11 protein-coding genes are annotated in these 13,438 nt (G+C 44.9%); 6 read left to right on the top strand and 5 right to left on the bottom strand.

Translation table 11 applies throughout. The features are described 5' to 3' along the window. The first annotated feature begins 75 nt into the window (after positions 1-75). From Q0541_RS29200 to Q0541_RS29190, 3 genes are all read left to right on the top strand, one after another. Entirely contained in the window at positions 76-267 is a 192-nt protein-coding gene (locus tag Q0541_RS29200) for a hypothetical protein (protein ID WP_273769310.1), read from the top strand. Positions 268-389: 122 nt separating this feature from the next. After that, positions 390-917: a GNAT family N-acetyltransferase gene (locus tag Q0541_RS29195; protein ID WP_298919512.1), complete on the top strand. Its 528-nt coding sequence runs from the start codon at positions 390-392 to the stop codon at positions 915-917. A 177-nt stretch (positions 918-1,094) separates the two neighbouring features. After that, on the top strand, positions 1,095-1,853 hold the full coding sequence (locus Q0541_RS29190; protein ID WP_298919510.1) for a HEAT repeat domain-containing protein: 759 nt from the start codon (positions 1,095-1,097) through the stop codon (positions 1,851-1,853). A 162-nt stretch (positions 1,854-2,015) separates the two neighbouring features. Here Q0541_RS29190 and Q0541_RS29185 read toward each other — a convergent pair whose 3' ends face one another. The 5 genes from Q0541_RS29185 to Q0541_RS29165 all read right to left on the bottom strand — a co-directional run bounded on the left by Q0541_RS29185 (position 2,016) and on the right by Q0541_RS29165 (position 9,513). Further along, positions 2,016-2,423 (bottom strand): phosphomannose isomerase type II C-terminal cupin domain, encoded by a 408-nt coding sequence (locus Q0541_RS29185; RefSeq protein ID WP_298919508.1) that lies wholly within the window; start codon positions 2,421-2,423, stop codon positions 2,016-2,018. Between the two features lie 170 nt (positions 2,424-2,593). Beyond that, positions 2,594-3,937 (bottom strand): sorbosone dehydrogenase family protein, encoded by a 1,344-nt coding sequence (locus Q0541_RS29180; RefSeq protein WP_298919579.1) that lies wholly within the window; start codon positions 3,935-3,937, stop codon positions 2,594-2,596. Between the two features lie 372 nt (positions 3,938-4,309). Then, positions 4,310-7,078 carry a family 10 glycosylhydrolase gene (locus tag Q0541_RS29175; RefSeq protein WP_298919506.1) on the bottom strand — a complete coding sequence of 923 codons (2,769 nt, stop codon included), beginning with the start codon at positions 7,076-7,078 and terminating at the stop codon, positions 4,310-4,312. A 97-nt stretch (positions 7,079-7,175) separates the two neighbouring features. Beyond that, positions 7,176-8,516: a TIGR03279 family radical SAM protein gene (locus Q0541_RS29170; RefSeq protein WP_298919504.1), complete on the bottom strand. Its 1,341-nt coding sequence runs from the start codon at positions 8,514-8,516 to the stop codon at positions 7,176-7,178. Positions 8,517-8,595: 79 nt separating this feature from the next. Further along, entirely contained in the window at positions 8,596-9,513 is a 918-nt protein-coding gene (locus Q0541_RS29165; protein WP_298919502.1) for an undecaprenyl-diphosphate phosphatase, read from the bottom strand. 183 nt (positions 9,514-9,696) lie between these two features. On the opposite strand from Q0541_RS29165, the gene Q0541_RS29160 reads away from it, so the two are divergent. The 3 genes from Q0541_RS29160 to nadB all read left to right on the top strand — a co-directional run bounded on the left by Q0541_RS29160 (position 9,697) and on the right by nadB (position 13,226). Then, positions 9,697-10,476, top strand: a complete 780-nt coding sequence (locus Q0541_RS29160; RefSeq protein WP_298919500.1) for a DUF3120 domain-containing protein — start codon at positions 9,697-9,699, stop codon at positions 10,474-10,476. Between the two features lie 498 nt (positions 10,477-10,974). After that, positions 10,975-11,403: a photosystem II complex extrinsic protein PsbU gene (psbU, locus tag Q0541_RS29155; protein WP_298919498.1), complete on the top strand. Its 429-nt coding sequence runs from the start codon at positions 10,975-10,977 to the stop codon at positions 11,401-11,403. Between the two features lie 146 nt (positions 11,404-11,549). Further along, positions 11,550-13,226: an L-aspartate oxidase gene (gene nadB / locus Q0541_RS29150; protein ID WP_298919496.1), complete on the top strand. Its 1,677-nt coding sequence runs from the start codon at positions 11,550-11,552 to the stop codon at positions 13,224-13,226. Positions 13,227-13,438 lie beyond the last annotated feature (212 nt).

The following is a 13,438-nucleotide window of genomic DNA, read 5'->3' as shown; positions in this document are numbered from 1 at the left end:
AAAATAAATCAAGAATATTTCACAAATCTTCAGCTAGGTTCTCAGAAAAGTTCCGAGCTTGTTTGCAATCTAAATATGGCTATATTTCGTCAGTACATCGCCCCCTTGCTTGCAGTATTAGTATTTTTCTTTGCCCTAGTGGCAGTTAGCGCCCGGATCTTTTTACCCTCCGATATGGCAGCACCTGCACCAATTGAAGAGGTGGGGATAAGTTCTCAACCGACTCCTGCTAATTTGCCACCAGCAGCATATAACTCAGCTAGCTAAGGGACTTCCAGTAAAAAAAAACATCCTATCGTAGGGGCGCAAGGCCAAGATCCCCTACAAATGTAGAAATAATTTTGGATAATTTATTTTTTGTCAGTCCCTAAGTACAATAAACATCAGCAGTGTCTGAGCAACTACTACCGGGGTATATTATTCGCCGTGGCTCCGCTTTGGATCGGGCGTTGCTGCTTAAATTCATGCAGCGAACTTACCAGGATCTTTTTCCCAAAGAGGATTTTTCTCACCTAGAACAAACAGTTAGGCAATACTTTTCTAGTGATACGCCCTTGTGGTGGGTCGATTTTTTGGGTGAGGAAGTGAAGCGAGATCAGGGAGCATCTACCTTGTCCCCTTCATCCCACTCCCCCACTTCCCCTATAGCCTGCCTTTGGGTAGGCAATGCCATAGATCAAGTGCAGGGTAATCGTCATGCTCATATCTTTATCCTCTACGTTGTGCCAGAACATCGGCGGCGAGGTATTGGTACAGCCTTAATGCGATATGTGGAAAATTGGGTTATTCAAAGAGGCGATCGCCAGATTGGATTGCAAGTGTTTCAATCAAACAAACCCGCATTAAATCTTTACAATCAGTTAGGTTATCAAACCCAATCCCTGTGGATGGTAAAATTCCTGAGTGCAGAAAAATAAACTAGAGGATAGCAATCACATCCTTTAGCGTCTGAGTTATAACGGTTCTCGTTTGGATAAAGCTCAACGAGGGAGAATGGAAAGTGGATAATAACGCAACTAATAATATATATAAGGCTTTAACTTATTGGCACATCGCATTATGTGTTAATCCCAAAAAGGGATTCAAATGAAATTATGTATGACGAAGACGATCTAAGCCTACTTGATATTGAGCAGGAACTAGACAGCCCCTTAGATAAAATAGAGCCGCTAACTACCGAATCAGTTGTGGCGAAGCCTGATCCAGAAGTGTTACTAGCCCTGCTGACAAATCCCCAGCCCCAGCAACGAATGTTAGCGGCGCGTGCTTTTTCTGATATTGAAGATGCGCGGGCTATCCCCCATCTGATTCGCCTGTTAACTGATACCTGTCCCTTAGTGCGCGTGAGTGCAGCCTATGGACTTGGACGCAATCCTAGTTCAGAGGCAGTGAGTCCGTTAATTGCTCAACTAAACAATGATTGGAATGGCTATGTGCGTAAAGGCGTTGTTTGGGCTTTAGGAAACTGTCGCGATCGCCGTTCTTTAGCGCCCCTAGCAGACGCCTTAAGAACTGACATTTCCGCAGTGCGTTTGTGGGCTGCTAGCGCCTTAGCACAGATGGCAGAAGTGGGTTATGAAGCAGTTATAGGGGCAATGCCACCATTAATTGAAGCCTTAGTCCAAGACCCCGTGGCAGCAGTGCGGAGTAACAGTGCTTGGGCAATTGGTCAACTGTGCCGCGAACTCCCTTCTAATGTAGTTTATGCCACAGCGATCGATGCCCTAATTCAAGCCTTTGCTGAAGACCAAGATTTGGGAGTCCGGGAAGACGCGAAAGCCTCACTGTTAGGAGTGGGTGATCCCCGTGGCTTGCAGCTGATTGAAACCCTGGAACAAGAAGGGTGGTTTTGATTGGGCATTGGGCAATTCAATTTTGGATTTTGGAATTGACAATTTTGGATTAAATTTCAATTCTTTAATCCAAAATCGTTCGACTGAGCGACTTGCCTTGAGCGAACGCAAGAGCGTCTCCAAGAGTTGCCGAAAGGAGCCGAAGTCTAAAATCTAAAATTCTTACTGACCTTCAGCTCCAGACTTGACCAAATTTAAGTCATAAGGACGCTCAGTATCATCCTCACCCAAATACTCACCATTTTGAATTTCCAGAATAACTAGCGGAATATGTCCAGGATTTTCTACTTTATGTAGTGTTGCAGCAGGGACATAAGTTGACTCATTTCGATTCAGTAATATTTCCGCATCGCCACAAGTCACCTTGGCTACACCGGAGACTACAACCCAATGTTCATTGCGGTGATAATGAATTTGTGGTTTAATGCCGTGCCTGGGCTTGATTTCAACACGACTAATTCTATAGGTTTCTCCCTCCTCGATCACCTCCACCTCACCCCAGTATCGTGTACCTGAATGGGGAGAGAATTCGTTGATATTTGACTGAGTATTATTTTCATTCTGAGCCATAATTAATTTCTCAACCAGATGATTCTGAGTATTTTTAAGTAATCTAGCGTAAAGGCAATAAACCTGCGAAGAAAATGGTCACAGCATCTCTATTGATAACAACTGTTCTAAGTTGCCCCCAGATAAGAGATTTTACTCCGGAATTTTTGAATGCGTGAATTTTGAATTGTTTAACTCCCCGTATACTGAATTCTATAAATCCGATTATTGACTTCTTCTGTTAGTAGTAGACTGCCATCCGGCAACACGAGTAAACCTACAGGTCGTCCCCAAGTGGTTGGTACAGAAGGATTTAGCAAAAATCCTGTGAGAAAATCTTCATAGTAGCCTTGCGATCGCCCTTTAGCATCGAAGGGAACAAATACAATTTTATAACCGGTGCCGCGATCGCGGTTCCAAGAACCACGAAAAGCAGCAAAAGCACCGTTGCGGTATTTTTTTGGAAACGTCTGACCATCATAAAACTGCAAACCCAATGCTGCTGAGTGCGCCTGGAACAGCACATCTGGCGTTTGGGTACGGCCTGCTAAATCGGGGCGTTTACTTTTACCATCCGTTTTTTGACGAGGATCAAGGTTGTTTGGCGTCAGATAGGCATAGGGCCAGCCGTAAAATTTCCCCTTTTGAACGCGTGTGAGATAGTCTGGAACCAAGTCATCACCGATTCCATCCCGTTCGTTAACAGTGGCGTAAAGTTGCTTAGTGATCGGGTGAAAGTCCAACCCCACAGGATTACGCAAGCCGGAAGCGAAAGTCTGCTGCTGGGAACCATCTAAATTCATCACCTGTATCGAAGCCCGTGGTAGGGGTTCTTCATCCACATTGGTTCCTGAACCAACTGAAACATATAATTTCTTGCCATCAGGCGAGACAACGACATTGCGCGTCCAATGGTTGTTATAACCTTTAGCAGGCAAGTTGGCGATTTTTTTTCCCTTACCTGTAATCTTGTTTTCACCTTGAGTATAGGGAAAACGCACCACAGCGTCTGTGTTCCCTAGAAAAAAGGAATTACCTACAAAAGCCATCCCAAAAGGTCTATTGAGTCCGTTGTCCCTACTAGCAAAGGTTTCTCGAACATCGGCTACGCCGTCACCATTGCTGTCACGCAACAGACGAATCCGATTTTGCTCGGTTTCAGTCACTAGAACATCACCACTAGGGGTTAAAGCTAGCCAGCGTGGGGCATCTAGACCTTCAGCAAAGACGTTAACTGTAAAGCCTGGTGGCACCCGCAGCACCGGATTTTGCGGAATGGGCACAACCTCAGGTCGCTTGGAGGCACTTTCTGTTGCGAAGGGTGCTGGTAAATTCTTCAGATTGATCCGGATGGGTGTGGGTGAAAGTGCTTCAGTTCGGACAAGATTTTTTGGCTGTGTAGAATTCTGTGTCAGTTGGGCAGAAGGTACAGATCCTTGCAGCGTGGGATTATCTAAGGAGGCGCTAGTCTGGTTACAGGCTACTGCAAAGGTCAGTAAAAAAACTGGCAGCAAGAAACGCCCAGAGACTTTCATGATTGCAGACACTATACACAATTTTCCTATTCTAGACTTGATACTTAATAACTGTCGCCATTCTAAAGTCCGATTTTTCTTAGTTAATCAACTTACGCAAAAATCGCCAAAAAGCTTAATTTAGCATAGGCATGTAGTGGCTTGCCGCAGGCTACCGCCATCTCTGCGAGAGGCTTTTGCCAACGAGTAGCGTCTCGTAGAGAAGATGCCTTTCCTTCTCTACCAGAGGCTGCGCCCTAAGCGAACGCAAGAGCGTCTCTAAGAGTTGCTATGCCGCAGGCTTTACGGAACACTACGCGAATGCGTAGCGTCTCGTTAGAGAAGAGTGCGAAGAATCGTAAAGGGTGCGTAAGTCCTAAACTTGCCTCTTCACTAAGGACGCAACTGCACCCGCCGTTCCCCATAGCGCAATAGCCTTTCTATAGTTACAAGCCGATTTTCCCAAACTTTGACTTGATAGGAGTTTGACTTAAGTTCTTGACTCATCAATACCCGAAATTGAGACTGGAACCGAGTTAGAGAGGCTCTCGCCACTATTAACTTACTAGCAGAAGGGGAAACGGCAAGCTGATTTAAAGCACTGCGTAAAACTTCTGCCTGGTTGTTAAAATCTGATATTGTCTGAGCAGTTCTTTGTAGTTGGTGATTTTGGAAAACAAATTTCCATTCCCGTTGCAGCGCGGTGTAACGGATGGCGGCAGTTTGAAAAGGTTGGCGGTGAGGAATCGGTTCACTTGTTGTGGATTGAACCTTACCTTGGGTGCTAATAAAGAGTTTTTCTAGCTCGTTGTTAAAATTCTCTGCGGCAAAAAGTGCATAACCACTAACTGGCAAGTCCCTTACCAACTGGAGTTGATCGAATGCTCCAATTGTCGGCAAAGAAAGTAAGCGAATTCCCGGCACTAACAATGTAGCTCCCAATTGTTTAGAGGCAATCCAGGGTTGGGCTAGTCGTTGGAAGCGCGAAGTATCCAGAGCATAAGTCATCGGAACGATTAAATCTACATCTCCCCGCCTTGCCCAAATTTCCCAGTTTTGTTGAATTTTTTGAATCCGCTCTAATTCTGGCAGAGGAAATACTGCAACCGACAAAATCAAATTCGGTCGTTTTTGTCGCAACTGCTGTGAAACTTGGGCAACAAAGCTATCAACTTGCTCGGTGCGAAATCTCGTCCATTTTTGCCACAAGTCTGGTTGGCTGGGGGAAATATTTATCGGATCTACACCAGTAAGTTGCTGAAACTGCGCTCTTGCAGCTTTGCCATAGCCGTAGGTTCGACCTACTGATGGGTCTTGAAAGGGGTAGCGAATGTAGTCTAGCTGTAGACCATCCACGTCATAGCGAGTAACGATTTCCTCGTACAGCTTGAGTAAGTACTGCCGCACTTCAGGGTTGGCTGGGTCAAAGAATGGCTTAGTCTGACCAACGGGAATCATGTTGCCAAGATTATCGTAGTTTGCCCAATCGGGATGAGCCGCCAGTACTGGCCCTGGATAATCAAGATTAACGTTGATAATCTGATTGTGCCGTTGGTTACCAGCAGCAAAAGTCCAAACCCAAGCGTGTAATTCCATGTCTCGCTCATGGGCTAATTTCACCGCATCTGCTAGTGGGTCCCATCCACGAATTAATGGGTTTTGCTCTTTTGCCACTTGGCTGGGATAAATGGTATAGCCAGCATTAACAGTTTCAAAGAAAACGGTATTAATCCCAGCTTGGGCTAGGCGATCAAAAATCTGGGCTAGTCCCGCCTTGCTACCAGCACGGACAATCGTCCCCCGATCTAACCAAACTGCTCTGATTTCTGGTTGAGCCAGCCTTTGATCAACGGGAAACTGCTGCCACAAAATCGTCTTCGCTACCAGCCACTGCTGACGAGCTAGAGCGTAGTTTTTTTGGGCAATCAATTGGGGTAAGTTTTTGGCAATTACCCTTACCTGTACCAAGGCTTGGTCTTTACTTATGCCTAGTCCCCCCAATTTAGTTGACGCCAATTGTGTCGGCTGCTGCTTGACAGATTGGGGGGTATAGGTATCCAGATGCCTAGAGGACTGCTTGTCGTCAGATATTGCAACACCTTCATTAGCTGCATCAGCTGACACCGCTAAATTAGCGCTTTCCACCCGACCAATTAGATTTTCTAGCTCTTGCTGGAGAGCGATCGCTTCATTGTTGTCAATCGGCTCATTGGAGTTAGGTGCAACATCTAGACGCACCGCTTGTTCCAACTGATCAATAGCTTCAGAATTTGAGGGTTTGACTGTAGTCAGCGCTCTAGGGATGGGAGCAGTGGCAGTTTTAGGAGGAGTAGGAGATGACGGAGATGAACTGCCCCCCTGCGCCCTTGGCGCAGCCGCCACCGTTGTAGAACAGTTTTGGGAACCTCCTGCTATTTTTTTCATGCGATTTGATGGTGGTAGCGCTGTCAAATAGTGATTGAGAGCAGCTTTTAACCAGGCATTATCTAAGTCGGCTGCTGAGGCTGCATCTGTTCCCCAGCGCCAGCCCAAAAGGGTGGAACGCTCAGTTGTCACTACAGCAGCAGGATTATCTTTGGAATTCCAAACAGCAGCAGATTCAGTGCCCATATCATTAGGAATCACAACGCCGCCGCGGATTTTGCCAAAGAGTTGAGTTTGATTTGCCCATTCAGGGATATTGGTTTTTGTGGGTTTGATCTGTTCTGTGTCACTGAGGCTGAATCCCCAATAACCTCCCAAAAGCGATCGCAATAACTGCCGCACTCCCGGCGCTGATAGACTACCTACGGGGCCACTGGCAATTAAGCGCCCTCCTTTACTCATCCATTCTTCGAGAGCGATCGCTTGGGTTGGTGTTAATGTCTCAACATTTGGCAAAAATAATACCCGGCGATCGCCCCAATCTGCCACACTCTTGACATCAGTTAGGGGAATTACACAATATTTCACCCCTATTGCCTGTAAGCGGTCAGTTATCCCTGTCCATTGATTTGCATTTTCTTGGCTATGGACTACGCTCAATATAGGTTCTTCAGTCGCCGCCTTTACTGGCAAAATACTAAAACTATTTAAGATTAAAAAATTAAGAATTAATATGAAGAATCCGGCTTTTTTTATTTGTAAATTAGCCTTTTCATGATACTTTTCCCGATTCTTCACTACTGACTCCTGAATGGATTAGTTATTAGGCATTACTTCTTATTTATCATCTAGCATAACAAGAAATTACCTCCGAAAAACAACTGAACTTTGATAACTAAAGCTGAACAGAATTGAAAATACATGTTTTGATTAAATCTTCAACTCCTGCTACTGGAAAAATTTTGGTATTTAGTTGTCCAGCTAATTCCTCAATAGTCATATCATCTAAAAACACTAATTCACCATTTTTTAACATGACATTCGGTAGCAAAATCCCATCACCTAAATCTTGCCCTTGTAAATTTAAAAGCAAATCATGACCAGTTAGTAATCCGGTTACACTGATAGTTTGTCCCCAATAATCACTACATAAAGCACGCATCTTGACTTCTAAACCTTCAACAAAATTTAAGCGTTTCAAAATCGGTTGAAATGCTTTTTCTACGGCGTTGCCCACTACCCAAGTGAATTTTCTTTGAGGATATACTTTTGGCGGGAGTAATTCTGCTGCAACGGTGGCAAATTGTTTGAGAAATAATTGAATCGAACCAACTCCGTTATCAATTTGGGGATATTCTTCATATTCAGATTCGCTGGGTAATTCCTCACCTGCAATCAAAAACCACTCATCGGCTAACCAAACAACGCTGGAGGCGAATTGTTGGCGAAATTGTTCCGAGAGTCTTTGCACTTGGGAAATCACTTCTTTTGCTTTTTCCTTAGTTACGGGTGTGAGTTCGTCTTCTGAAGGCCGAAACCGTGTCAACCCAACTGGCACAACTGCCACCGATGCCACCGCAGGCACTTCACCAGTATGAAAGGACGTTAAATCCTTGAGAGTTTGTTCCAAATGTTTGCCATCATTTATACCAGGACAAACAACCACTTGAGCATGAATTTGTAGTCGCCTTTTTTGAAACCACTTGAGTTGTTGCAAGATTTGTCCCGCACGCGGATTTTTTAGCAGTCGAATTCTGACTTGGGCCTCCGTCGCATGAACAGAAACATACAACGGAGACAAGCGCATTTGCTCAATCCGCTGCCATTCTCTTTCTGGCAAATTGGTTAAGGTAAGATAAGAGCCGTACAAAAAGCTCAGACGGTAATCATCGTCTTTCAAGTACAAGCTGGTGCGCTTACCTGGTGGCTGTTGGTCGATAAAGCAAAATGGACAGCGATTATTGCACTGAATTAAGCCATCAAATAGGGCAGTTTCAAATTCTAACCCCAAGTCTTGGTCGTAATCTTTTTCGATTTCCAGGCTATGAGTTTTACCTGTAGCATCTAAAACTTCTAATTCCAAAACTTCATCAGCACACAAAAACTGATAATCAATTAAATCGCGGGGACGTGTACCATTGATTGCAATGATCGCATCCCCAGCTTCAAAGCCAATCTCTGCGGCGATTGAGTCTGGAAGAACTTTGGTAATTCGGGCAGGATGAATTGTAGTCATAGGGCATGGAGCAAGTGGTATCATTGGGCATTCATCGTCTGGTTTGGAGAAATCACAAATGATAAATGACCAATGAGTATTAACTATTTTTCAACAATCCAGCCGCGATCGCACTGAGGATTACCGATCCAAATGCCAAACGATACCAGACAAATATCCATGTGTTCTTAGTTTGAAGATATCGCAACAACCAGGCGATCGATAAATAAGAAAATGCAAACGCTGATAATGTCCCTACTGCTACCACTAGTAAGTCAATTTTGCCTAGTGCTTCTTTAAAAAATTCATATAAGGTGGCAATAGTCAAGGTGGGAATTCCTAAGAGAAAGGAAAATCTTGCTGCTGTCTGCCTCTCCAGCCCCAGAAATAAGGCAGTTGTTAAAGTTGAGCCGGAACGAGACGCACCCGGTACTAAAGCCAGCATCTGACCTAATCCGATCAGTAGTCCATCTAGAATGGTTATATCTTTAAAATCTCGCTTGCGACTGCCTAATTTTTCAGATGCACCTAGTAAGAGTGCCATCACAATAGAAGCCACAGCTATGGTAGTCATGCTGTTAATCCCGGAATTTTCATTATTTAGTGCCTTCTTCAGCAGAAATCCCCCGACTAGAGCAGGCAAGGTTCCTATTGCTATTCCTACTAATAATCTCCATTCTTCTCGCTGCCAGTCTTTTTCTTGAAAAGCCGCCCAGCCTCCACTTAAAACTTGAGCAATAATTAATCGAAAATAGATTAAGACGGCAATCACACTGCCAAATTGAATTGTCGCTAGAAAAGCTTTTGACCCCAATTCTTCCCAGTGGAAGGCGTTGGTGAACACTTGTAGATGAGCAGTACTGCTAATGGGCAGAAATTCTGTGATGCCTTGTACAATCCCCAGAACAAATGCCTCAAACAGTTGCTGTATCAAGTTCGCTTCAGTTGCCGACCCTCCCACCTGTAACAGTTGCCAGAAGAGTAAATTCATCCCGCCCGCTTCTAAGGTTGTCACCATTAACTAGACTCCTAAAATGGATGCGTACTTTTACGAATTATCCAACTTTACGTTGTTGTACTCAGTTTTTCCGGGTGACATCGAACCTTGATAAAATTTAGATCCAATCAAAATGCCCCCTATGGGGATTTTTAGATGTGATATCTTAAGTAAGATAAAGTTTAGTAACAAATATTAAAAACTTTGATAAATAATACACTGTCCTCCTACACTGCTTCTACCCCTTCTATTGATACCGAGTTGGATTTGGCTGATCTTGGGCAAAAGGGGATCAGGCAATTGGAATCTACACTCTCCTCTTCTCCCTCTCTCCCCTTATCTATTTCTGCCCGACAAACTTGGTTAGTGTTTGCGGCGGCGGTGTTTTTGGTAACAGTACCAGTATTTGTAGAAGCGCCTATAGTGCGATCGCTACCAAGTCTAAGTTTAGCGCTGACAGCATTTTGGGTGTGGCTAAGTTTTACCTTAATGTCACGGACTGCAACTTATGTCTGGGGAGATTTGCTCTTCGGATTTAGCTGGAGTTGGTTAGCAGGAGCGATTTACTGGGGCTGGTTACGTTGGGAACCTTTATGGCATCTGCCAGTAGAATCTATAGGCTTACCGCTTGCTTGCTGGTGTCTGGCGAAGAATTGGGGTAAGGTGGGTAGCTGGTTTTATTTAGGTTCTTTACTCGGTACAGTTTTAACAGATGTATATTTTTATCTAGCAGACTTGATGCCCTATTGGCGGCAAATCATGAGAGTAGATGCAGATGGCGCACCACAAATTTTACAAAATGCCCTAATGCAAGTACAAGCACCTTGGGGACAAACTTGGGCGATAATTCTCGCCTTAGTGCTGTTAACAGTCGGGATTTTACCTTTAGGTCGAAATCAAAGACACTGGTATGCCTTTAGTGGCGCAGTTTTAAGCACAATTTTGGTAGACAGCCTATTTTTGTTAGCTGCGATCGCAGCCTAAATATTCAAAAATTGGGTAATATCAAAACCGAAACTTTTTCCAGCCCAATCTACGGCACATCAAAAATGATGCTGTAGATAATTTATTAGTTAAGAAATATTACATAACAATCGATCAGCATCAAGTCTTCTTGCTAGGGTTTTCGGTATTAGACATCGCCCGGTTTCATGTCTGCTTGGGAGGTAGAATCAGCCACCCCGAAAAGATTTCGTTTAGCTGGGAATGCTACCAGGATCATGGATGGAATACTATTGCAGCTATGCAGGCACTCTTACCACTATGAAAATTTTTGGCAAAAATAGAGTCAAACCCAGTAACGGCAAATATTGTGGATATTAATCCGCTGTATATTAGTTTCTGATGACTGCTGTGTTGATTAAGCTATCAGGTTTTGTCCAAAGTCTAATTGTCTTTGGCGCTCTGACTAATGACTAATGACCGCTGACGCCTGTTAGCTTAAAACTTTTATTTCTGTTTGATGGAAAGAGGTAGAAAATCGTGAAAGGATTGGTGCGTTTATTAACAGTGTTTAGTTTGTTACTTAGTTGCTGGGGATGGTTGGGAACAACTCAGATAGCCCAGGCTGCTAGTTTCAACAGTTTTGCTTTTCCTCAAGTCCCAGTTCTGGCAATTCAGCGGCAGAATCGGGCAGACGCTAAACTAGGAACGGAATTTGGTAAAAAAATTGATTTAAATAATACCAACGTCCGAGCTTTTCAACAGTATCCAGGGCTTTATCCCACCCTGGCTAAGAAAATCATCACGAATGCTCCCTACCAAAAAGTAGAGGATGTATTGGATCTTCCAGGATTGAGCGATCGCCAAAAAGAAACCCTGCAAGCCAACTTCGATAAATTCACCGTGACAGAACTAGAGCCTGCCTTCAACGAGGGAGACGATCGCTTTAACAACGGCATCTACAGATAACTGCACGTTGCAGTCAATGTAGCAAATAGCAGCCCACTCCTGATTCTAGGGAGTGGGATACGATTACGAGTTAGGAGTTAGGAGTTAAAAATTCTAAACTCCTCACTCCTGACTCCTCACTCCTCACTTCTAACTCCCCCATTACCTTGCCTCAGATAGATATTCCTAGCCAATTTGATGTCTTAGTAGTCGGTGCTGGTGCGGCTGGACTATACACAGCGCTGTGTCTACCAAATTCCTTGCGAGTCGGCTTGATTACCAAAGAAACTGTTGCTTTGTCCGCCAGTGATTGGGCGCAAGGTGGCATTGCCGCAGCCGTTTCGCCGGAAGATTCTCCGACGCTACACATTGAAGATACGATCCGGGCAGGTGCGGGTTTATGCGATCGCACCGCTGTAGAATTTCTCGCCCAACTTGCCCCGAACTGTATTCAATCTTTAGTTAACTTGGGGGTTGCTTTTGATCGTCATGGTCAAGCCTTGGCTTTAACTTTAGAAGCTGCCCATTCTCGCAACCGCGTTTTGCACGCCGCTGACACCACAGGGAGGGAAGTTACCACTACCCTCACCGCCCAAGTATTACGTCGCCAGAATATTCAAGTCATTCAGCAAGCTTTGGCTTTAAGTTTGTGGCTCGAACCCGAAAGTGGTCGCTGTCAGGGAATAAGCCTGTTTTATCAAGGTGAAATCACATGGGTAAGAGCTGGTGCTGTGGTATTGGCAACTGGCGGCGGCGGTCAGGTATTTGCCCAAACCACTAACCCGGCTGTGAGTACGGGTGATGGGGTAGCGATCGCAGCTCGGGCTGGGGCGATCCTCCGCGATTTGGAATTTGTGCAATTTCACCCCACTGCCCTGACTAAACCTGGTGCCGATCGCTTTCTGATTAGCGAAGCTGTACGCGGCGAGGGGGCGCACCTTGTCGATAACGAAGGGCGGCGTTTTGCCTTTGACTATCACCCAGCGGGTGAACTCGCACCCAGAGATGTGGTCAGTAGAGCAATTTTCAGCCATTTACAACGTACCGCCGTTGATCTGGCGACTGCCCATGTATGGTTGGATATGCGCCCCATACCCGTTGACAAGATTCGTCACCGCTTTCCCAACATTATCAAAGTTTGTCAGCATTGGGGGATTAATGTCTTCCATGAACCAATTCCTGTGGCCCCTGCTGCCCATTACTGGATGGGCGGGATTGTCGCGGATCTGATGAATCGCACGAATATTAAGAGTTTGTACGCGGTGGGTGAAACCGCTAGTACCGGGGTACATGGGGCAAATCGCCTTGCCAGTAATTCCCTACTGGAATGTATTGTATTTGGGGCCCAGATGGGCCAAATTGAGTTGGAAAATATTGGGCTGCCGTCAGAAACACCAGTGCTGCCATTACGGAAATTTAGTCCTGATGCTAGTGAGTGGCACATCCAGCAAGCACAGCTAGAAGCACTCAGGGAAAAGTTACCACGTCTAGTGTGGGAAAGTGCTGGTATTTGTCGGGAGCAATCACGGTTGGAAACTGCGATCGCCACTATTGAATCTTGGCAGCAAGATTTCGCGGCTTTGCATTTAAGTCAATTCTTGCTTGCTTTACGTCCCGCAGAACCAGCTAGTTTTGACTTACCAGATGTTGAACGGCAATTAGGACTTTGGGCAGAAACCCGCAATTTATTAGATGTGGCTGATTTAATTCTCAAAAGTGCTGTTTTTAGAACCGAAAGCCGAGGCGGACACTACCGTTTAGATTATCCTCAACCAGACCCAAATTGGCAAGTTCACACACTTGTACAAACACATCATTGGTGGAAATCTCCACTATTGTCTTGATTGTAGTTTTCATAACAGGCTTTTAATTCCTTATCCTGTGGTCGCTGCGCCAGGGACGGGTGACGTTCCTACATCATTACTACTAGTACAGCGCGGCGGAAATAAACAACCCATTGAAAAGCCCTAAAGAGCTTATTTTATAATACTTTTGACTTTTGACTTTTGACTTTTGACTTCCGCTTTGCGGTACTAGTCCCCCCATGCTCGATAAC

This window comes from uncultured Nostoc sp., from assembly GCF_937863485.1.
In the GTDB taxonomy this organism is placed as follows: Bacteria; Cyanobacteriota; Cyanobacteriia; order Cyanobacteriales; family Nostocaceae; genus Nostoc.
The sequence above is the reverse complement of the archived record's forward strand: the minus strand, read 5'-3'. Positions and strand labels throughout refer to the sequence as shown.

What these genes read in the sequence shown, in the direction of transcription:
- Q0541_RS29165 (WP_298919502.1), bottom strand. Translation starts at nt 9,513, where the DNA reads ATGGTGACAACCTTAGAAGCGGGCGGGATGAATTTACTCTTCTGGCAA.
- Q0541_RS29170 (WP_298919504.1), bottom strand. Translation starts at nt 8,516, where the DNA reads ATGACTACAATTCATCCTGCCCGAATTACCAAAGTTCTTCCAGACTCA.
- Q0541_RS29190 (WP_298919510.1), top strand. Translation starts at nt 1,095, where the DNA reads ATGTATGACGAAGACGATCTAAGCCTACTTGATATTGAGCAGGAACTA.
- Q0541_RS29180 (WP_298919579.1), bottom strand. Translation starts at nt 3,937, where the DNA reads ATGAAAGTCTCTGGGCGTTTCTTGCTGCCAGTTTTTTTACTGACCTTT.
- Q0541_RS29200 (WP_273769310.1), top strand. Translation starts at nt 76, where the DNA reads ATGGCTATATTTCGTCAGTACATCGCCCCCTTGCTTGCAGTATTAGTA.
- Q0541_RS29185 (WP_298919508.1), bottom strand. Translation starts at nt 2,423, where the DNA reads ATGGCTCAGAATGAAAATAATACTCAGTCAAATATCAACGAATTCTCT.